Genomic DNA, 21772 nt, shown 5'->3' with positions numbered 1-21772 from the left:
ATCGTCATATAATAATGAAAAGCAATATCCAATGTATATTTTTACTGTTTACGATATAAAGAAATAGGCAATGATGAGGAAGAAGTATTTAGGGCTCTACTGCTCAGAGAGTGTTGGATTAGCTGGAACCAACACCGGAATCCCTATATTACGAAGTCACCTCGGAGCTATTTCCCTGAAATTTTTAGATTAGGGGAATTCGCAGGGCAAGCGTTAAAGTGCCAATGGTAGGATGTCCTATGTTTATTTACATACGACTCCAACCTGTAGAGGTTATCTATTGAGAAATAGATAACGAATTTGGGTGGTACCACGGAAGATCAACCTTTCGTCCCTGTACACTTTCATGAAAATGATGGTGACAGTGACGGAAGGTTTTTTTGATTTTTCGAGAGGAGGAATACAAATGACAACAACAAATGTGACAACGAAATCAAGAGAAGAGCTAATCGAGAAGTTTTCTAAGCCAGAGGTAATTTCAGGTTCTGAGATTTTACTACGGAGCTTATTGCTTGAGGGAGTAGATTGTGTATTCGGATATCCAGGTGGTGCAGTTCTCTATATATATGATGCAATGCATGGAAATCCAGATTTCAATCATTTATTAACAAGACATGAACAAGGAGCTATCCATGCAGCTGATGGTTATGCTCGTGCAAGTGGTAAAGTTGGTGTGTGTATTGCAACATCTGGCCCAGGAGCAACAAATCTTGTAACAGGTATTGCAACAGCGTACATGGACTCTACACCATTGGTAGTTATTACAGGTAATGTAATGAGTACATTAATCGGTACTGATGCTTTCCAAGAGGCTGATATTACAGGAATTACAATGCCGATTACGAAGCATAGTTATTTGGTTCGGGATGTTGAAGATTTGCCAAGAGTTATTCACGAAGCATTTCATATTGCAAATACTGGTCGTAAAGGTCCCGTGTTAATTGATATTCCGAAGGACGTATCTGCTGCGAAAACATTGTTTAAGCCAGTGAGCGAAGTGAATATTCGTGGCTACAATCCAACGGTATCACCCAATAAGCTTCAAGTTGATAAAATGATTAAAGCGATCCAAGAAGCGAAACGTCCTCTTATCCTTGCAGGTGGCGGTGTAGTCTACTCCGGTGCACATGAAGAACTACTTGAGTTCGTTATGAAAACTGAGATTCCGATTACAACGACATTACTAGGATTAGGCGGCTTCCCAAGTGGTAATGACTTATGGTTGGGTATGCCAGGTATGCATGGTACCTACACTGCTAATAATTCGATTCAAAAAGCGGATTTGCTAATTAATATTGGTGCTCGCTTTGATGATCGTGTAACAGGTAAGCTAAGTGGCTTTGCTCCACTTGCGAAAATTGTTCATATCGATATAGACCCAGCTGAAATTGGTAAAAACGTGCATACACATATTCCGATCGTTGGAGATGTTAAGACGGTACTAGAAATTGCTAATCAAACAGCAGTTCGTGCAGATTTAGCGGATGAGTGGAGAACGGAACTACTCGCATCCAAAAACGCACATCCGTTCAAGTATATCGATTCAGATACAGAGCTTAAGCCACAATGGGTTGTTGAATTAATTCATGAAACAACAAATGGTGATGCGATTGTTACAACTGACGTTGGTCAACATCAGATGTGGGCCGCTCAATATTATAAATTCAATAAGCCTCGTTCATGGGTAACTTCAGGTGGTCTAGGAACAATGGGCTTTGGTTTCCCATCGGCAATAGGTGCGCAAATGGCTAATCCAGATCGTCTAGTTGTATCAATCAATGGTGACGGTGGCATGCAGATGTGTGCACAAGAGTTAGCTATTTGTGCGATTCATAATATTCCTGTTAAAGTTGTTATTCTGAATAACCAAGTGTTAGGTATGGTACGTCAATGGCAAGAGCTTATTCATGGAAATAGATTTAGCCATATTGACTTGGCTGGTAGTCCAGACTTTGTTAAGCTGGCTGAAGCTTATGGAGTGAAGGGCTTCCGTGCAACGAATAAAGAAGAATCTCGCAAAGTTTGGGAAGAAGCTATGAACCATCCTGGGCCTGCAGTAATTGAGTTTGTTGTACGTCGTGATGAGAATGTATATCCGATGGTTGCTCAAGGTAGCACAATCGATCAAATGATTATGGGGGATGCAGAATGAAGAAACATACTGTCGCTGTAATTGTTAACGATCAGCCAGGCGTTCTGCAACGTGTGTCTGGTCTGTTCGGAAGACGTGGATTCAATATCGAAAGTATTACAGTTGGTGCCTCTGAAGAGGTAGGTTTGTCTCGTATGGTTATCGTTTCTTCTGGCGATGACCATACGCTTGAACAAATTATTAAACAGCTGTATAAATTAATTGATGTAATTAAAGTTATTGATTTGAGTGCGAATGCAATGGTATCTCGCGAGTTAGCATTAATTAAAGTTAATGCTGAGCCAGCATCACGCCCTGAAGTTCTTGGAGTTGTTGATACATTCAGAGCATCGGTTGTCGATATCGCTACACATACTTTAATGGTACAAGTTGTTGGTGATACTGAAAAAATCGATGCAATGATTGAATTGCTTAAGCCGTACGGTATTCGTGAGGTGTCGAGGACTGGTGTAACCGCCCTCAATCGCGGTAACAAGCTTTGATCACGAAGTGCCGCTTCGTAGCTTAATCGGCATCGAATCTTGAACGTAGCTTCACCTCTTGGGTGCGCACGTACCAATAACGTACGCTTACGCTCCAAGAGTCTTGCTAAGTCCAACCTTCTCGGTGCTGAAAGCTAATTCAAAGCTTTGATCACGAAGCATCGCGTTGTAGCTTATTCGACATCGAATCTTGAACGCAGCTTCACCTCTTGGGTGCGCACGTACCAAAAACGTACGCTTACGCTCCAAGAGTCTTGCTTCGTCCAACCTTCTCGGTGCTGAAAGCTTTGACTGCTCCGAAGTTTTGAATGCTGTAAAGAATGGGTAGCTTACTTGGACCTCGCAATTGTATTTTCCAATTTTTTGGTGTTGGAGTGTCTGACTGCTTTAAAGTATGGTAAGCTTATTCAGGCCTTGTAATTGGTATCTCCAATTTCTTGGTGTTGGAAGTTTTGGCTGCTTTGAAGTATGATTAGTTTATTCAGTCTCGTCATTGGACTTGTCCAATGACTTTTGTTAGAGGACTTTTACTTAATTATTTTTACCCCTATTTGAACGGGGATGTGAGGAGAAGACTATTCTTCGTCTTACATACCCGTTCAAAGGGTCACATTAAAGGAGGCAATTATAGAAATGGCAGTTACTTTATATTATGAAAAAGATGCAAACTTCAGTATTTTAGATGGTAAAACAATCGCGGTTATCGGTTACGGTAGCCAAGGTCATGCTCAAGCGCAAAACCTTCGTGATAGCGGTGCAAAAGTTGTTATCGGTCTTCGTCCTGGTAAATCAGCTGACGTTGCGAAAAAAGACGGTTTTGAAGTACTTACAGTAGCAGAAGCTACTAAAATCGCTGATATTGTACAAATTCTTCTTCCTGACGAGACTCAAGCTCGTGTATACAAAGAAGAAATCGAACCAAACCTTAAAGAGGGCGCTGCAATTATGTTCTCTCACGGTTTCAACGTTCACTATGCACAAATCAAACCGTCTGCTGATAAAGACGTATTTCTAGTAGCTCCAAAATCTCCAGGTCATATGGTTCGTCGTACGTATGAAGAAGGTTTTGGTGTTCCAGGTCTAATCGCTATCCACCAAGATGCTACTGGTAAAGCAAAAGAGCTAGGTCTTGCTTATGCTAAAGGTATCGGCTGTACTCGTGCAGGCGTTATCGAAACTACTTTCAAAGAAGAAACAGAAACTGACCTATTCGGTGAGCAAGCTGTTCTTTGTGGTGGTGCTTCTGAGCTAGTTAAAGCTGGTTTTGAAACTCTTGTTGAAGCTGGTTATGCTCCAGAAATGGCATACTTCGAGTGTCTACATGAGCTTAAATTAATCGTTGACTTGATGTATGAAGGTGGACTTGCTACTATGCGTGATTCCATCTCCAATACAGCTGAATACGGTGACTATGTAAGTGGTCCTCGTGTTGTAACAAGCGAAACTAAAGTAGCTATGAAAGCTATTCTTGCTGATATTCAATCAGGTCGCTTCGCACGTGATTTCATCCTTGAAAACCAATCTGGTTTTGCAATGATGAATGCTACTCGTCGTAACGAGAGCGAGCACCAACTTGAAACAACTGGTAAAGAACTTCGTAAACTTATGCACTGGATCAAAAAATAATTAATTTTCGGATTGATGTTTGAATAAGTCATTGCATACTGTTTCATCCATAAAAAGCGCGAATGCGGGTAATACTGCTTCGTGCTTTTTTATTTGTTCTATTATAGTTATAACCTATAAAGTTGATAGCTTTTATATCTTTGTCAAAGGAAATGAATTGTGGTTAAATGAAAGTATAATTATTATAGTATTATTCGAAATCAATTCATAAACAATAGTATGAGGAGTGTTAACGATGTCTGAAGTTAAAAAAATCGCCGTTCTTGGCGGAGATGGTATTGGTCCAGAAGTAGTTGGAGAGGCTTTGAAAGTATTGAAAAAAACGGAGGAGCTTTTTGGTTACAAATTTGAAACTGAAGAGGCTCTATTCGGTGGTATCGCAATTGACGAAAAAGGTACTCCGCTACCACAAGAAACATTGGATCTATGTCAAGCATCCGATGCAGTACTATTAGGAGCTGTTGGTGGTCCGAAATGGGATAGTAACCCTGGTAATCTTCGTCCAGAAACTGGGCTTCTAGGTATTCGTAAAGCACTAGGCCTTTTCTCTAATATCCGTCCAGCTACTGTATTTGATTGTTTGAAAGATGCATCAACATTGAAGCCAGAAGTGCTTGAAGGTACTGATCTAATCGTAGTTCGTGAACTTACTGGTGGTATTTACTTCGGAGAAAAATTCCGTCGTGAAACTGAATTTGGTATCGAAGCAGTAGATACTTGTGCATATAACGAGATGGAAATTACGCGTATTGTTCGTCAAGCATTCGATATCGCTATGACTCGTGACAAACGCCTTGCATCTGTAGATAAAGCAAACGTTCTTGAATCTTCTCGTCTATGGCGTGAAGTTGTTATCAAAATTTCTGCGGAATATCCAGAAGTTGAACTTGAGCATATACTAGTTGATAACTGTGCAATGCAGTTACTTCGCCGTCCATCTAGCTTTGACGTTATCGTAACGGAAAATATGTTTGGAGATATTCTATCTGATGAAGCAGCAATGCTTACAGGTTCAATCGGTATGCTTTCTTCTGCTTCACTAGGCGAAGGTAGCTTCGGGCTATACGAGCCGGTACACGGTTCTGCACCTGATATTGCTGGACAAGGTATCTCTAACCCAATCGCAACAATTCTTTCTGTAGCATTGATGTTCCGTCTTACATTTGGATATCACGAAGCAGCACAATCGATTGAGGATGCTGTGAAAGAAGTACTTGATGCTGGTCACCGTACTGGAGATATCGCAGTTGATAAGGGCCAAGCCATCGGAACAACAGCAATGGGCGATCTAATTATTGCTGCAATGAAAAAATAATTATATCTGCAATTAATAAAAAAACATTGTTTTAAAGAGGAATTTAGAGAGGTTTACTTCTCTAAATTCCTCTTTTTTTTTGTTCTTTGTAATCTGCATTACATACTATTAGTGATAAATAGGTTAAATTTTAATAAAGAAGACATAGGCATATCAGTTGATGACAGTGCTATGAATAATGTGTGAATCGAAGGGAGTAAGATAGTAGTGATAATTAATAATGAAATGCAAAATGAATTAAGAGGTGGATATAAAAAGATGAAAAAGAGAATGTGCGTTTTGTTAGTTTTTATATTGATGGCGTCTATTGCATTTGTTGTACCCGTTTCAGCAGCTGCGGAAAATAAGCAAGGAAAGGTAACGAATACACCAATTTATGTAGATGGTGAGAAAGCCAAACAGGATATCCTTTCAATTTCTAATGAAAATCGATTATATTTACCACTTCGTGCGACTTCACAGCTACTTGGGTTGAATGTTCGCTGGAGTCAAGCAGATCAAGCAGTATACATTACGACTAGCTCCGCATCGGTTACTACATCCGCTATTAATGGAACTGGACTTAAAGCAGGATCGACAATTTCAGGAACAGTATCTAATGCTACTATTTTTGTAGATGGCAAACAGATTCAGCTAAAGGATAGCAATGGTAATGCGACACCACCTCTATCGTTCCAAGGTAGTATGTACTTGCCAATTCGAACGCTTGCCACTTCTCTAGGGTTAGAAATCGCTTGGGATGGTATTAATGGACAAGTTAATATTAACACTCAATTAGCTGGTAAAAAACCAACAGATGAAAAGGGTGAGCAGGGCGAGCAAGGTGTCAAAGGAGAAAAAGGAGATACCGGTTCCTCAGGTTCTACAGGGGCAACGGGATCAGCGGGATCGCAAGGGAATAAAGGAGATACGGGAGCAACAGGCCCGGCAGGATCACAAGGAGATAAAGGAGACAAAGGCGTTGCAGGACCGCAAGGAGATAAAGGGGACCCAGGCGTAGCAGGTACTCAAGGTGAAAAAGGTGACACGGGAGCAACAGGCGCAGCAGGTACTCAAGGTGAAACAGGAGCAACAGGCGCAGCAGGTATTCAAGGTGACACTGGTGCAACAGGCGTAGCAGGTATTCAAGGTGACACTGGTGCAACAGGCGTAGCAGGTACTCAAGGTGAAAAAGGTGACACGGGAGCAACAGGCGCAGCAGGTACTCAAGGTGAAAAAGGTGAAACAGGCCCAGCAGGTATTCAAGGTGAAACAGGAGCAACAGGCCCACAAGGTGAGTCTGGAAGTAATATCGTACCTTGGGCATATGCAGGAAGTTCATTTTCTCCATATCCTGTAACATCAGATGGAGTGTCAATAGAATGGGATATCCTTAGTCATACACAAAATTACTATAGTTATGCAGAGGACGGCATAAATGTTGTGCAAGAGGGCTTTTATTATATTACCTATCATGTTAATTTGACGGAGGCAAAAAGTATTGGAACCCGTCTGCTTAGAAATGATTCTGCACTAGTGAATTCTTCCATTCCTGCAGGACATGCTCAATCAAGTTATTCAGCTACGGTGATAGCGTATATCACTGCAGGGAGCAAAATTTCGCTTCAATTATATGGAGCTTCAGAGGTTGTGAACTTGGTAAGTCAAGGTCAAGGTGCTTCATTATCTATTATGAAGCTTAGTTAACTGATACAACTAATCTCATTAATTATACTAAAAAAGTCATCATAATGTGAAAAAATGATGACTTTTTTAGTTTATTTGTAATCATTATAAATAAATATTGTTTATAATCTTGACACTAGTCTTTTGTAATGATAATATTTATCAGTAGTCATTTTTATGATTTTCATAGAAAACTACATGATAATAGATAGATAGGATACGAGGAGGAATTTATTATGGCTGATCGTTTGGTAGGTCTTCAAGCACCTAATTTTACAATGGAAACTGCACTTGGTGATGGTTCTGATTTTGGAACTGCTTCACTTTCTGATTACAAAGGAAAATGGTTAGTATTTTTCTTCTACCCACTAGATTTCACTTTTGTATGCCCGACTGAAATTACAGCAATAAGTCTTGCATATGATCAATTTAAAGCACTGAACACTGAAGTTCTTGGTGTTTCTATCGATAGTAAGCATACTCATAAAGCTTGGATTACTACTCCAGTTGAGAGCAATGGTCTTGGACATTTGAACTTCCCATTGGCTTCTGACATTACGAAGAGTGTTGCAGCTGATTATGGTGTTCTTATTGAAGAAGAAGGCGTAGCATTACGTGGTCTATTCATTATTGATCCAGAAGGCGAAATCAAGTATCAAGTAGTTAACCACAATGATGTTGGACGTAGCGTTGAAGAAACTCTTCGTGTACTTCAAGCACTTCAATCTGGTGGACTTTGCCCAATTAACTGGAAACCAGGACAAGCTAACCTTCAAGGTTAATTAAAACAGTTAATTAGTACAAAAGATCATTTATCGATTGTCAATTTGACAACGGTAGATGGTCTTTTTATTTTTGTATTATATGACTGATCTAAGTGTGAATATTACTACAAAAGGCAACGGTAAATTGCCTTTTGTAGTGGTACAGTTTAGAATGAGAAAAGGAATAATTTACAGAAAAATTTCAATTGATAAGAAGTAGAGAAAAGCGTTGGAGGTTAAAAGATGACAACTTATACATATGGCAATAAAGAGCAGCCATCAGATGCATTATTATTGCTAGTTAATAAGCAACAATTACAACAATTGAAGCAAGGTGAGCCGATTGTAGGAAATGCACTTGATCAGCATATTATATCAATGTTTGAAAATGAACAATTTAGTGCAAAAGCGAATCAAGTTGCGGTTATTGCTACGTTAGGTTTAATTAATGAGCGATATTTGTTGCTTGCAGCTTATAGCGAGGAAGATGGAGCAGATGGATTACGCGAGCTGTTTGCAGCTATTGCGAAACAAGTGAAGTCATTACGACTTGCTTCTTTGTCACTATCACTGAATAATGCGGAATTAGAGACAGCGCTATCAACTCAAGGTACACATCATAGCGTACAAGCGATGATCGAAGGGTTACAATTAGCATTATATGAGCGTACAGTAATGAAGAAAGAAGATCAGAAATTTTATAATTTGCAGGTTTTAAACTTTGTACTTAATGATTCACAGCTTGCCAATGTCGCTATGTATGAAGCAGCGGTTAATGAAGCAGAGCATATGGTACAAAGTGTAAAACTTGCTCGTGACTTGACGAATATGTCAGGCAATGATCTGACACCAGAACGACTTACTTTTTATGCTGAACAATTAGCCGACGAATTGGAACTGGATATTGAAGTGCTGGATGAGTGGACATTGGCTGAAGAAAATATGGGAGCTCTGCTTGGTGTTGGTCAAGGTAGTGTTAATCCACCGAGAATGATCGTTATTCATTATGAAGGTGATCCTTCTTCAGATGAAAAATGGGGTCTCGTTGGTAAAGGGATTACATTTGATACAGGTGGTATTTCCTTGAAACCTGCTGCAAACATGGAAGAAATGATTTCTGATATGGGTGGTGCGGCAGCTGTGCTTGGTGCATTACGTGCCATTGCTTCGATGAAATTAGCAGTCAATGTTGTCGTTGTCATTCCAACAGCAGAAAATATGCCTAGTGACCGTGCCTTGAAACCAGGCGATATTATTACAACGATGAGTGGATATACGGTAGAAATCGTTAATACCGATGCTGAAGGTAGATTAGTATTGGCTGATGGCATGACGACCGCTATTAAGCGAGGAGCAACGAAACTAGTTGACGTCGCTACGTTAACGGGGGCTGTTGTAGTAGCACTAGGGACAGAAGCCACAGGTGCGATTACGAATAATGAGCAGCTAATGCAACAAGTAATTGCTGCATCTACTAGAAGCGGAGAACGGGTATGGCAGCTTCCTGCATATGCTGAATATAAGAAGCTAATCCGCAGCGACGTTGCTGATTTGAAAAATAGTGGTGGCAGACATGGAGGTACCATTACAGGTGGTCTATTCGTTGGACATTTTGCCGAGGACAAACCATGGGTACATCTAGATATAGCTGGGACTGCCTTTTTGAGCAACTCTCGCAAATGGGAAACAAAAGGTGCAACAGGCGTAATGGTGAGAACACTTTATCAATTAATATCTGAAAATGATTGAGAAATGGACAGAAAGGTCGATATCGGTTGAATCCATATGGATAATCGATGAAACCGATGCCAAAATAGCGGTTGAAGCCTTTTCATTAATGTACTAGAATATAGAGAAGTTACGATACTGTGACAAACAGTAGTGTACTTCTCTTTTCAATATAAGTGTTAATGCACTTATAATAATATCAAGATCTAAAAGTATAGAGAGGGTGGAATAAACTGCAATGAGCATCCATGATGAGCGCAACACTTCTCCTTGGAAGAGTTACTATGGTCCTAACTATGGTTATGTGCAGGAGCAATATGAGCTTTATTTGCAAGACCCGAATATGGTCGATCCTTCCGTTCGTGAATTATTTGTCCTTTGGGGGGAACCACCAACTGATTTTTCTACACCTGGAGCGCAATCTTCTGTAGCGAATTCTGGAGTTAATGCTTCAAGAGCGTCACTCGTAAGTAATAACATCCCGTTAGACAGTAATTTATTGCAAAAGGTTGTAGCTGCTCACCAATTGATGTTGAATATTCGTCGTTATGGACATCTAGGTGCAGATATCAATCCTCTTGATCTAAGTCCTAAAGCTGATACGAAGCTGTTGGAACCGAAAACTTTTGGCTTAACTAAGCATGATCTTGAAGCCATTCCAGCAAAATTAATATGGAATAATGCTCCTGCTAATATTGCTAATGGTTGGGAAGCTATACTGCGTTTGCGTGAAATCTACGCACGTTCTGCTGCTTATGAATTTACTCATATTCATGACGAACATGAACGTGATTGGTTATTTGAAAAAGCTGAATCTGGATCTTTCCCTGCTCCACTTTCCGATCGTGAGAAAGAAGCATTGCTAGAGAGATTACTACAGGTTGAGTTATTTGAAAACTTCATTCACAAAACATTCGTTGGTCAGAAGCGTTTTTCTATCGAAGGTCTAGATATGCTAGTTCCTGTACTAGATGAAATTGTGAGAGCTGTGGCACATGATGGTGCACAGCATATTTTGGTGGGAATGGCACACCGTGGGCGTCTAAATGTACTTGCCCACATACTTGGAAAGCCGTATGAGCGTATTTTTGCGGAATTCCAAAACTCACCTAATAAAGCACTTGAAAGTACTAAAAACTTAAATTACGGATGGACAGGTGACGTTAAGTATCATCTTGGTGCTGATCGTACAGTGCGTGAAGGTGAAACGGTACGAGCTAATATTACACTTGCTAATAATCCATCACATTTGGAATTTGTTAATTCAGTTGTTGAAGGCTATACAAGAGCCGCCCAAGAGGATCGTTCCAAACCAGGATATCCTAAGCAGGATCCCCATGCTGCAGTAACGATTTGCATTCATGGTGACGCTGCGTTTATCGGCGAAGGTATTGTAGCAGAAACACTTAACTTTAATAATTTGGACGGTTATAGTAATGGCGGTACTTTGCATATTATCGCTAACAATCGTTTAGGCTTTACGACGAATAGTCAAGATTCTAGATCGACTTATTATGCGAGTGACTTGGCGAAAGGCTTCGATCTTCCGATTGTTCACGTAAATGCGGATGATCCAGAGGCTTGTCTTGCTGCGGTTAGATTAGCATGTGAGTATCGTTTACGCTATAACAAAGGCTTCGTAATCGATCTAATCGGCTACCGTCGCTACGGTCATAACGAGATGGACGATCCAGAAGGAACGCAACCGTTGATGTACAGCAAAATCCGTAACCATCCTACAGTTAGTACGATTTATGCTAACGAATTGGTAGAGCGTAATTCTATGACTAAGGAACAGGTAGAAGGCTTACGTGGTCGTACATTGGATGTGCTTCAAAATGCGTATGCAATGATGAAAGCTAATGAAGGACAAAAGAAAGAAAAACGTGAAAAGCCAGAAGGCTTTACTGTTCCAGAAGATGTGAAAACATCCGTAGCGATGGAGCAATTACGTGAAATCAATCTTGAGATGCTTAATCGTCCTGAAAGCTTTACCGAATATAATAAGCTACAAAAGATTTTACAACGTCGTGCTGTAAGCTTGAATGATGGGGAAAAGGTTGATTGGGCACATGCTGAAGCGTTAGCATTTGCTACAATATTGGCTGATGGTACTCCGATTCGGATGAGTGGTCAAGATGTCGAGCGTGGAACATTCTCACATCGTCATATCGTCTTGAATGATAATGTAAATGCCCAAAAGTTTTCGCCATTACATTATATTCCGCAAGCTAAAGCGTCGTTCTCTATTCATAACAGTCCACTTTCTGAAACTGCTGTTCTAGGCTTCGAATATGGTTATAATGTATTTGCGCCAGAGACATTAGTGATTTGGGAAGCTCAATATGGTGACTTTGCAAACGTTGCACAAGTAATATTTGATCAATTCATTGCAGCTGGTCGTGCAAAATGGGCGCAAAAATCTGGTATTACGATTCTTCTACCTCACGGATATGAAGGTCAAGGTCCAGAACATTCTAGTGCACGCCTTGAGCGTTTCTTACAGCTATCAGCTGACAATAACTGGACAGTTGCGAATCTAACAAGTGCATCACAATACTTCCACTTATTACGTAAGCAAGCAGCAATGCTAGGAAGTGAAAATGTTCGTCCATTAGTGCTTATTGCGCCGAAGAGCTTAATTCGTAATCCTCGTGTCGCTGCACATGGTGTTGAATTTAGCGAAGGCTCGTTCAAGCCAGTGTTGCCACAGTTCAGCTTAACAGAAGCAAAGGCTGATCGTGATAAAGTGAAACGTATCGTATTCGGAACAGGTAAAGTTATGGTTGATCTTGAAGAAGCACAATCATCTTCCGCTCCTACCGATTATGAATGGTTAAGAATTGCACGTATCGAGCAACTATTCCCATTCCCAGAGGCTGAGATTGAGCGTATCGTTAAGCTTTATCCGAAGCTAGAGGAAATTATATGGGTACAGGAAGAACCGAAAAATATGGGATCATGGCTATTCATGGATCCAAGATTACGTGCGATCGCTCCGAAAAATGTAGCAGTGAATTACATCGGACGTCCTGATCGCGCTAGTACAGCTAGTGGACATCAAGAGGTTCATGTAAGAGAACAGCAAGCAATTATTTCATCTACTTTGAATGGGCAGCCAATTGAATCGAATATTGTAAGGGGGTAAGCTACTAATGGCAGATATTATTGTACCAGAATTAGGAGAATCGATCTCAGAAGGAACGATCTCGAAATGGTTCGTCAAAGTTGGCGATACTGTTAATCAAGGAGACGTACTACTGGAGCTAGAAACGGATAAAGTTAATATCGAAATTAGTGCTGAAAGTAGCGGTGCAGTACAGGCAATTGCGAAGCAGGACGGTGAGGTTGTACTAGTAGGCGAAGCAATTGGTTCGATTGGTGGGGCATCTGCTGCCGCTGTACCAGCACCAGCGACGACTGAAACTGCTACAGTGGTTCCGACGGCAGTAGCGGCTCAGCCGTCAGCGCCAGTAGTAGCAACGACTGAATCGGTAGCTGCAGCATCAGGAAGTGTTAATGCGTCTCCTGCGGCTCGTAAGCTTGCTCGTGAGCAAGGTGTTGATCTAACTCAAGTTCAAGGCAAAGATGCAATCGGTCGTATCTACCCTGGAGATGTTCGTTCACATCAGGTTCAACCTACTGCTGCGCCAGCGCCAATAGCTGCTCCTGTAGCCAATTCAACACCAGCTTCTGTGTCAGCAGACGGCAAAGCGGTTGAACGTAAACGTATGTCTCGTCGTAGAGCAACAATTGCTAAGCGACTAGTTGAAGCTCAACAAACAGCAGCCATGCTAACTACATTTAATGAAATTGATATGACGGCTATTCTTGATCTTCGTAAACGCCGTAAACAGTCGTTCTTTGATAAAAACGATGTTAATCTTGGATTTATGTCCTTCTTCACGAAGGCTGTTGTCGGTGCATTGAAGGCATTCCCAATGTTGAATGCTGAGATTGACGGTGAAGATATCGTGATGAAGAAATATTTCGATATCGGTATTGCTGTAGCTGCCAAAGAAGGTCTAGTTGTTCCAGTTGTACGTGACGCAGATCGTATGGGCTTTGCAGAAATTGAACGTAATATTGGCGAGCTTGCTAAGAAAGCACGCGCTAATACATTGACGTTAAACGACCTACACGGTGGTAGCTTCACAATTACAAATGGTGGAGTATTTGGATCATTGCTGTCTACTCCAATCTTGAACACACCTCAAGTTGGTATTCTAGGTATGCACAAAATTCAACTTCGTCCCGTTGCGATTGATGCAGAACGTATGGAAAATCGTCCAATGATGTATCTTGCATTATCATACGATCACCGTATCGTTGACGGTAGTGAAGCGGTTCGTTTCTTAGTTACAATTAAAGAGCTGCTTGAAGATCCAGAGCAATTACTTCTTCAAGGATAGTTATTAAACATACAAAATTCAAAAAAACCTCTTGGTGATTACTAAAACCGAGAGGTTTTTTGAATTTTATGGCAAATACTATAGTAAGGAAGCAGTAAGGAGGATGACATGAATATTCAATGTGATCAACATAATACGAATGAATACCGTGAACAATTACATAAAGATGATAATTATGGACGCGCAGTTGAATTAAGCTCAATAGGTGAACAAAGATTTGAAGAAGGACAAGAACCAATGATGTATGCTAATTCAGAACAGGAAAGTATTAATCATTTTGAAGAATTGATTAAAGAACAGCCTAATTTTTATCAAAACTTAATGGATCATGTTGTCGCGGGCGTATTCGTTGTATACGACCATAGAATCATTTATGTTAACACTTACTTTGCACAGCTACTAGGTTATGCTGTTCATGAAATGATTAATTGCCAGATGGAGCTTTTTATCGAGGAAGAGGATTGGTTATTACCTCAAACATTTGATGAAGTGCTAGATAAGGAATATACGAAGCGTCAAATTATTCGTTGGCATGGGAAGCATAAAAACAAATCGACGGTTTACTTGGAAGGCAAACGAACAAGAATGATTCATCATGATCAATCCTATTACTTGTCAACAGTGCAAGATGTGACGATTAAGTATGAGAAAGAACGTGAACTCATTCGTAATGCCAAAATGTATCAGCGTATGTTAATGACGATACCGGAACCGATATTTATAACGGTAGATACTGCTATTGTATTTGCCAATCGCCATGGACTAGATTTACTAGGTAAACGGCATGTTAGCGGATTATCAGATCAATTGTTTACCGATCATTTTATTGAAGTGGAACGTGAAGAAGTGTTAAAAGATTTTCAAAGTGCGCTTTCATTAGAGGAGGCAACAGCATTTCGCAAACAGCAAATGTGCATCGGTGATCAGATCATCGAGGTCGAGCTTTCGAGCGTAAAAATTGAAAATTATATTGGTAGGACGGCGATATTAACTGTATTGCGTGATCTGACAGAGCGACGGCAGGATGAAGAACGCCTCATACGTTCTGAGAAATTATCGGTTATTGGTCAACTAGCCGCAGGTGTTGCCCATGAGATTCGTAATCCATTGACGGCATTGAAAGGATTTACCCAGCTGTTGCGTAATAAATATATGGAGCATAGCTACTATTTTGACATTATGGGTACTGAAATTGATCGCATCAACCTTATTGTGAATGAATTTATGACTTTAGCGAAGCCCCACTACAATTCCTTTCAATTCAACGACATAGAACATATATTACAAAGTGTACTGTCCATTCTAGATACTCAAGCTATGCTACTAGGTGTAGAAGTTAATTTTCAGACTGAGAACGATATGCCCAAATTATATTGCAACGAAAATCAATTGAAGCAAGTGTTTTTAAATGTAATAAAAAATGCTTTTGAAGCAATGCTCGAAGGCGGGACTGTAGCGATTTCAGTACGCTTTGAGTCTTCCGAACAACTGATACATGTGAAAATACAAGATGAGGGCGATGGGATGCCTGAAGATGTTATGAAACGTATTGGCGAACCGTTTTTAACGACCAAAGAAAATGGAACAGGATTAGGGCTGATGGTTAGCTCGCGTATTATCGAGGAGCATAAAGGGACGATGCTTATTTCGAGTCGACCTGGTGAGGGTACTTTGATAGACATCCAACTTCCCCTGTAACCGACCGCTTGTGATCACGATGATTATGCTGACGCAGCGTACTCGACATCGAATATGCCATTCATCGCTAGCTGTGTTGCTCGTGTACCAATAACGTACACTCCGCTACTCGCGTCACTAGCTTCATGTCATCTTCTCGGTGCTGACAAGCGATCTACGCTCCGAAGTAAAGCGGAAAAGCTGTGGGTGATGCTCCGGTGTTGGCTCCTAGTTCACTTTCTGGGTAGAAAGTGGACAGACTCGCAGATTCACGCTGGCTGTCCGCGCAACGATTCTGGGGATTATAGGGAATAAAAAACCATTAAGCGCTTTGCTGCTTAATGGTTTTTGTCGTGGATGCTGTATTGTTTGCGGTATTGCTCAGCGGTTACTCCGGTAACTAGCTTGAACGATCTTGAGAAGTGTGCGGGATGCTTGAAGCCAACTTCATAGCTAATATCTGTTATTGTGCTGATCTGCTTGATAAGCAATACTTTGGCAGCGTAAATGCGACGTTCTAGCATATACTGAAAGATTGTTGTTCCCGTTACTTCTTTGAATGATTTACTAAGATAAAATTTATTGAGATGAAGCGCTTCCTGGATATGTTGCAGCGATACTTCTTCACTATAGTGTTCTTCTATATATGAAATGATATTTTGAACATGGGTTTCCTTCGTTGAAGCATGTTGATTTTGCTGGATATCCTGCAGTGGTTGCTGGCATTGTGTGTAGATTAATAGCATTAGCTCTAGTAGCACGATATGACTTCGCTCTATGGCGAATGGCTCCGCGCTTTGCTGTAGCAGCACTAATTTATGGAGAAGAGTTTCTATTTCTATGCGAACGGGCTCTATGAACGATAGTCGGATATTTTTTAGTTTATGAAATGGCATTAGCAGATCGGGTACAAAGCTTGGTTGCATATGTTGTTTGAAATAAAATGGATCGAAATGAATAATGGTTCGTTCATAACAATCCGTTTGTTCTAAATGGGCTTTATGTAATGTCATTCCGTGCATAAGAATCATATCTCCTGATTCTAGTTTGTAGATGCGATCATTAATAAGGTAATTAACTTTTCCTGCATGAAAATAGTAAATTTCATAGGTGGCATGGGTGTGATACGTCAAGTGATTAGGAATATCATTATGAAAGTTTATTGTGAATGGTATAAGATGTGTTGTGTTTGACAAATCCGATTCACCTCAATCATTGTATTAACTTAAATTATACACCAACTAGAGTTAATTGCATGTTGAAATCGATTAACCGTGATGAAGTAATGGATAGCCGGTAATGCTAACATACAAGTATGCTAGTGAATATTGAGGCTCAGGCTTCCGAAGCAACTTTTCTGTACCGAGAAGTTACTCCAAGGAGCCTAGAGAAGTTTTAGGAGGTTTATTATGTCAAAAGTTAGAATCGGAATTATTGGTTTAGGTAATATGGGTAAAGGTCATATTTCATATATTCGTAATGGAGTGGTAAGTGGTGTAGAACTTACTGCTGTCTCTGATGTTAATGAGGCAAGTCGCTTATGGGCAAGTGAGACATTAGGTGAAGCTGTTCATGTATATAGCGATCCTTACGAGTTGATTGCCTCTGATGTGGTGGATGGTGTTATTATTTGTACGCCGCACTTCTCACATCCCGAATTAGCGATTGCTAGCTTTAAGCATAATAAACATGTGCTGCTAGAAAAGCCGGCTGGAGTATATACGAAGCAAGTTCGCCATATGAATGAAGCGGCAGAGCAAAGTGATGTTGTATTTAGTATGATGTACAATCAACGAACGAATCCTCTCTATCGGAAGCTGAAGCAACTAGTCGATAGTGGTGAGCTAGGCGAAGTAAGACGGACGAATTGGATTATTACGAATTGGTATAGATCGCAAAGCTATTATGATTCAGGGACATGGCGTGCTACATGGGGTGGTGAAGGCGGCGGGGTATTGCTCAACCAAGATCCACATCAGCTTGATCTATGGCAATGGACGGTAAGTATGATGCCTCAGCGTCTACGTGCGTTCTGTTACTTCGGGAAAAATCGTAATATTGAAGTGGAAAATGATGTGACCGCTTTCGTGGAGTATGAGAATGGTGCTACAGGTGTCTTCGTAACGACGACAGCAGAAGCGCCTGGAACGAACCGCTTCGAGGTTGTTGGGGATCGCGGTAAAGTCGTGATCGAAAATGGTAAATTAACATTTTATCGATTGCTAGAATCAGAGTCTGAATTCAATGCACGCTCGGCGGAGCCGTTTGCTCAGCCTGAATGCTGGCAAATCGATATACCGATCGAAGGCAGTAATCCAGATCATGCGGGAATTACACAAAATTGGGCTAATGCGATATTGCATAATGAGCCGCTAATTGCACCAGGTGTAGAAGGAATTAAAGGTCTAATGCTCGCTAATGCGATGTTATTGTCTACATGGGAAGATGATTGGGTACAGTTTCCGATTGACGAGGACAAATACCTTGCTCATTTAGAAGAAAAGATCGCAAAATCAAAATTTCAGGGGTGATGATATGGAAAGTATAGTGAATCATAGCGATGGCATGAACTATGCACCTATTGGAAAGCCAGATCATGTCGTGGAACAAGGGGAATTTCAATTCGCGGCGATCGCATTAGATCATGGACATATATATGGCATGTGCAATGGGTTAATTGAAGCAGGTGCTACTTTGAAATGGGTATATGACGAGGATGAGCAAAGGGTTGCACAGTTTGTCGCTACATATCCTACTGTTCAAATTGCGAGCTCATTAATGCAAATATTAGAGGATGCTACAATTAAATTAGTGGCAGCAGCGGCGATACCGAATGAACGAGCGGGGTTAGGTATTAAAGTAATGGAAGCGGGTAAGCATTACTTTACAGATAAAGCACCGTTTACGACATTGGCACAATTGGAGCAGGTTAAGGAAGCTGTAGCTCGAACAAATTGTAAATATGCAGTGTATTACAGTGAACGACTTCATGTTGAAAGTGCTGTGTTTGCAGAGCAGCTGATTCAGCAAGGAGCAATCGGTAGAGTTATTCAGATGATCGGGCTAGGGCCACATCGCCTTAATGAAGCTAGTAGACCAGACTGGTTTTTCAATAAAGAGCAGTATGGAGGCATATTATGCGACATCGCATCTCATCAAATCGAGCAATTTCTTTATTTCTCGGGAAATAATGACGCTCGCATAACCTCAAGCCAAGTTGCTAACTACAATAATAAACATCGAGCTGAGCTTGAGGATTTTGGCGATACACATCTGGTAGGGGCTAATGGTGCTACAGCATATATTCGTGTCGATTGGTTGACACCTGACGGATTAAGTAGTTGGGGAGATGGTCGAACGATTATACTTGGGACGGAAGGTTATATTGAACTGCGAAAGTATGTAGATATAACAAAGTCTGCAGGTGGAGATCATCTATTTCTAGTGAATAAGCAAGGTGAGCAATATTGGAATTTGCAAGGTAAAGTAGGTTTTCCATTCTTCGGAAAGTTCATACTTGATTGTTTACATGGTACGGAGAACGCTATGACACAGAATCATATTTTCAAAGTAGCTGAATTGACGTTGTTAGCTCAGCAACAAGCAGTTGTTGTGGAATAAGTAAGCAGGATATTAGTTTAAATGAATATGCCTATATATCTGGACGTGCGGATATATAGGCATATTTTTCTATGGAGTTAACTTGAACTTATAGGCACAATATATTGAAGCATCTGAGAGACTACTATATTACATCCAATTCCAAGTAATTCACTGCCGAATACCATTCTTCCTACCATATAAAATGCAAGTCCCCCTATAATATCAAGCGCAAAATAACGCTTTATTAAACTCATTCGAAAAATATAAACTTGAAAAGTAACATTTTGAGGGCGCGCTAGTGATAACATCAATGGACAGCCTCCGATCGCATAATGGTAATCATCCATCTTCAATGCATCAATTCCTCTCACGACTAGAGGTCACGAGTGTTCTTTACGATCTTATGAATAACGGCTCGTTCAATATGAGCAGTTATTCTCGAAAAGAACTGTTGAAAGCGTGTGCAAATTAATATATAGTAATAAGTCCGATCATGTTAGAGGATGTTCAAAAAGCCCAACTGTGATCACGCTCTATTAAAAAAAAAGGAGGGAAGGAATGGATAAGCCTATCATTTCATTGCACGGAATTAGTAAATCCTATCAAGTTGCTATACGTAAAGGGGGCTTAAAGGAAGCGTTCAAAGCGCTGATTAAGCGAGATTATAAAGTTATTGAAGCATTGAAGAATATTAGCTTTCAAGTGCAGCAAGGTGAAATTGTTGGTTATATCGGTCCCAATGGAGCGGGCAAATCAACAACGATCAAAATTATGAGTGGGGTGTTGCTCCCAGATAGCGGTAGCTGCAGCGTTATGAATATGACGCCGTGGTTAGATCGGCAAAAATATGTAGCTAGAATTGGTGTTGTATTTGGACAGCGATCTCAGTTGTGGTGGGATGTGCCAGTTATTGATTCCTTCCAGCTCCTTAGAGATATATATCGTATACCGGAACAGCAATATATTGAAACGTTAGAGGAATTAACAAATTTGTTGAAGTTCGCGGATATATTACATACCCCTGTAAGGCAGCTTAGCCTTGGTCAACGCATGCGTTGTGAGCTTGCCGCATCTTTACTCCATAAACCTTCCATATTGTTTCTAGATGAACCGACGATTGGCTTAGATGCGGATAGTAAAATTGCGGTCCGATCGATTGTGAAAGAGATTAACGAGCGCTATGGTGTTACGGTCATTTTAACGACGCATGATATGAATGATATTGAGGCGTTAGCGCATCGGATTATGATGATCGGCAAAGGAACGCTACTATTCGATGGAACGTTATCACAATTACAACAGCGCTATGGTACAGGGAAAATTGTTCAAGTGGCTTACAGTGGACATCTAGTCGATGAAATCTTACCAGGTATTACGTTGATCGAGCAAAGTGAAGAGAAATTATCACTTGCTGTAAATACTGAGTTATGTACTGTGCCTCAATGTATTCAATGGTTAACTGCGCAAATTGAAGTAACTGATTTTACGGTACAAGCGATCCCGATTGAGGACTTAATTTTGTCGCTTTATAAGGAGCATTCGGTATGAGAACATACACTTCGGTATGGAGAATTCGCTTTTTGAATGGTTTGCAGTATCGTACAGCAGCTTATGCTGGCATAGCAACACAATTGTTTTTTGGCTTCATATTCATCATGATCTATATCGCCTTTTACAATCAAGCACCAGCAGAGCCGGATCTTTCTTTACAACAAGTCGTATCTTATATTTGGTTGCAGCAAATATGCCTATCGCTTGTTATGCTATGGGTGCGTGATCCTGAAATTTTTGAATTAATAACAAGTGGCAATATCGCCTATGAATTATGTCGTCCAAGCTCGATCTATCCTTTCTGGTATAGTAAGCTACTAGCCCAGCGTGTAGCGAATATGACGCTACGCTGCGTACCAGTGACGATCATTGTATTATTAATTCCGGAACCATATCGACTAACGATTCCATCTCATTGGATTACCTTTCTAGCTTTTGTCGTTACTTTATTGCTAGCATTACTTTTAGTTGTTGCGATCTCAATGCTCATCTATATCTCTGTGTTTTGGACAATGTCACCAACGGGCTCAGTGCTACTATTTGCAGTGTTGGGAGAGTTTTTAGCTGGTCTTGTTATTCCCATACCGCTAATGCCACAGTGGATGCAACTCATTACATATGCCTTTCCATTTCGCTGGACGGTAGATTTCCCATTCCGTGTATTTAATGAGCATGTACAAGGTAGTGAGCTTATAATCGGAATTTGTAATCAATTAGGTTGGCTAGTGGTTATACTCGCTGTCGGATATTGGATAATGAATAAAGCTGTCCGTGCAGTTGTTATTCAAGGAGGCTAG

At 40.6% G+C, this 21772-nt stretch carries 16 protein-coding genes and 1 other annotated feature; of the genes, 14 read left to right on the top strand and 2 right to left on the bottom strand.

The genetic code is table 11. The features are described from left to right. Positions 1-61: 61 nt before the first annotated feature. Positions 62-339 (top strand) — a binding site (T-box leader). Between the two features lie 67 nt (positions 340-406). The 10 genes from ilvB to AC1TO5_RS04710 all read left to right on the top strand — a co-directional run bounded on the left by ilvB (position 407) and on the right by AC1TO5_RS04710 (position 15842). After that, on the top strand, positions 407-2152 hold the full coding sequence (gene ilvB / locus AC1TO5_RS04755; protein WP_482061621.1) for a biosynthetic-type acetolactate synthase large subunit: 1746 nt from the start codon (positions 407-409) through the stop codon (positions 2150-2152). Further along, entirely contained in the window at positions 2149-2634 is a 486-nt protein-coding gene (gene ilvN / locus AC1TO5_RS04750; protein WP_482061620.1) for an acetolactate synthase small subunit, read from the top strand. The genes ilvB and ilvN overlap by 4 nt, the downstream gene beginning before the upstream one ends. A 633-nt stretch (positions 2635-3267) precedes the next feature. Beyond that, complete coding sequence (gene ilvC / locus AC1TO5_RS04745) at positions 3268-4260, top strand: ketol-acid reductoisomerase (protein ID WP_482061619.1); 993 nt, start codon at positions 3268-3270, stop codon at positions 4258-4260. A 235-nt stretch (positions 4261-4495) separates the two neighbouring features. Then, a complete protein-coding gene (gene leuB, locus AC1TO5_RS04740; RefSeq protein ID WP_482061618.1) occupies positions 4496-5575 on the top strand; it encodes a 3-isopropylmalate dehydrogenase in 1080 nt (359 codons plus the stop codon). A gap of 207 nt (positions 5576-5782) precedes the next feature. Continuing rightward, on the top strand, positions 5783-7261 hold the full coding sequence (locus tag AC1TO5_RS04735) for a BclA C-terminal domain-containing protein (protein ID WP_482061617.1): 1479 nt from the start codon (positions 5783-5785) through the stop codon (positions 7259-7261). 215 nt (positions 7262-7476) lie between these two features. Then, positions 7477-8022 (top strand): peroxiredoxin, encoded by a 546-nt coding sequence (locus AC1TO5_RS04730; RefSeq protein ID WP_482061616.1) that lies wholly within the window; start codon positions 7477-7479, stop codon positions 8020-8022. Between the two features lie 225 nt (positions 8023-8247). Next, on the top strand, positions 8248-9753 hold the full coding sequence (locus AC1TO5_RS04725; protein WP_482061615.1) for a leucyl aminopeptidase: 1506 nt from the start codon (positions 8248-8250) through the stop codon (positions 9751-9753). Positions 9754-9970: 217 nt separating this feature from the next. Further along, positions 9971-12880 (top strand): 2-oxoglutarate dehydrogenase E1 component, encoded by a 2910-nt coding sequence (locus AC1TO5_RS04720; RefSeq protein WP_482061614.1) that lies wholly within the window; start codon positions 9971-9973, stop codon positions 12878-12880. A gap of 7 nt (positions 12881-12887) precedes the next feature. Next, the gene (odhB, locus tag AC1TO5_RS04715) at positions 12888-14144 is read left to right on the top strand and encodes a 2-oxoglutarate dehydrogenase complex dihydrolipoyllysine-residue succinyltransferase (RefSeq protein ID WP_482061613.1); all 1257 of its coding nucleotides are present in this window, start codon (positions 12888-12890) and stop codon (positions 14142-14144) included. A 108-nt stretch (positions 14145-14252) separates the two neighbouring features. Next, entirely contained in the window at positions 14253-15842 is a 1590-nt protein-coding gene (locus AC1TO5_RS04710) for an ATP-binding protein (protein ID WP_482061612.1), read from the top strand. A gap of 317 nt (positions 15843-16159) precedes the next feature. Here AC1TO5_RS04710 and AC1TO5_RS04705 read toward each other — a convergent pair whose 3' ends face one another. Further along, positions 16160-17017, bottom strand: coding sequence for a helix-turn-helix transcriptional regulator (locus AC1TO5_RS04705; RefSeq protein WP_482061611.1), 858 nt, complete (start codon positions 17015-17017; stop codon positions 16160-16162). Between the two features lie 213 nt (positions 17018-17230). Between AC1TO5_RS04705 and AC1TO5_RS04700 the strand changes: the two genes are divergently transcribed. Continuing rightward, entirely contained in the window at positions 17231-18352 is a 1122-nt protein-coding gene (locus tag AC1TO5_RS04700; RefSeq protein ID WP_482061610.1) for a Gfo/Idh/MocA family protein, read from the top strand. Positions 18353-18368: 16 nt separating this feature from the next. Continuing rightward, on the top strand, positions 18369-19442 hold the full coding sequence (locus AC1TO5_RS04695; RefSeq protein ID WP_482061824.1) for a Gfo/Idh/MocA family protein: 1074 nt from the start codon (positions 18369-18371) through the stop codon (positions 19440-19442). A gap of 77 nt (positions 19443-19519) precedes the next feature. On the opposite strand, the gene AC1TO5_RS04690 is transcribed toward AC1TO5_RS04695, so the two are convergent. After that, a complete protein-coding gene (locus AC1TO5_RS04690; RefSeq protein ID WP_482061609.1) occupies positions 19520-19777 on the bottom strand; it encodes a hypothetical protein in 258 nt (85 codons plus the stop codon). A 205-nt stretch (positions 19778-19982) separates the two neighbouring features. Here AC1TO5_RS04690 and AC1TO5_RS04685 point away from each other — a divergent pair, with 205 nt between their 5' ends. Both AC1TO5_RS04685 and AC1TO5_RS04680 read left to right on the top strand, forming a co-directional pair. After that, positions 19983-20972 carry an ABC transporter ATP-binding protein gene (locus tag AC1TO5_RS04685; protein ID WP_482061608.1) on the top strand — a complete coding sequence of 330 codons (990 nt, stop codon included), beginning with the start codon at positions 19983-19985 and terminating at the stop codon, positions 20970-20972. Next, positions 20969-21772, top strand: coding sequence for an ABC transporter permease (locus AC1TO5_RS04680; protein ID WP_482061607.1), 804 nt, complete (start codon positions 20969-20971; stop codon positions 21770-21772). The genes AC1TO5_RS04685 and AC1TO5_RS04680 overlap by 4 nt, the downstream gene beginning before the upstream one ends.

It is taken from the genome of Paenibacillus sp. Y930, from assembly GCF_056786375.1.
This window is presented reverse-complemented; position numbering and strand designations above follow the sequence as displayed.

Excerpts from the sequence above, each read along its gene's own strand:
- ilvB (WP_482061621.1), top strand. The coding sequence starts at position 407 with ATGACAACAACAAATGTGACAACGAAATCAAGAGAAGAGCTAATCGAG.
- ilvN (WP_482061620.1), top strand. The coding sequence starts at position 2,149 with ATGAAGAAACATACTGTCGCTGTAATTGTTAACGATCAGCCAGGCGTT.
- ilvC (WP_482061619.1), top strand. The coding sequence starts at position 3,268 with ATGGCAGTTACTTTATATTATGAAAAAGATGCAAACTTCAGTATTTTA.
- leuB (WP_482061618.1), top strand. The coding sequence starts at position 4,496 with ATGTCTGAAGTTAAAAAAATCGCCGTTCTTGGCGGAGATGGTATTGGT.
- AC1TO5_RS04730 (WP_482061616.1), top strand. The coding sequence starts at position 7,477 with ATGGCTGATCGTTTGGTAGGTCTTCAAGCACCTAATTTTACAATGGAA.
- AC1TO5_RS04725 (WP_482061615.1), top strand. The coding sequence starts at position 8,248 with ATGACAACTTATACATATGGCAATAAAGAGCAGCCATCAGATGCATTA.
- AC1TO5_RS04720 (WP_482061614.1), top strand. The coding sequence starts at position 9,971 with ATGAGCATCCATGATGAGCGCAACACTTCTCCTTGGAAGAGTTACTAT.
- odhB (WP_482061613.1), top strand. The coding sequence starts at position 12,888 with ATGGCAGATATTATTGTACCAGAATTAGGAGAATCGATCTCAGAAGGA.
- AC1TO5_RS04710 (WP_482061612.1), top strand. The coding sequence starts at position 14,253 with ATGAATATTCAATGTGATCAACATAATACGAATGAATACCGTGAACAA.
- AC1TO5_RS04700 (WP_482061610.1), top strand. The coding sequence starts at position 17,231 with ATGTCAAAAGTTAGAATCGGAATTATTGGTTTAGGTAATATGGGTAAA.
- AC1TO5_RS04685 (WP_482061608.1), top strand. The coding sequence starts at position 19,983 with ATGGATAAGCCTATCATTTCATTGCACGGAATTAGTAAATCCTATCAA.
- AC1TO5_RS04680 (WP_482061607.1), top strand. The coding sequence starts at position 20,969 with ATGAGAACATACACTTCGGTATGGAGAATTCGCTTTTTGAATGGTTTG.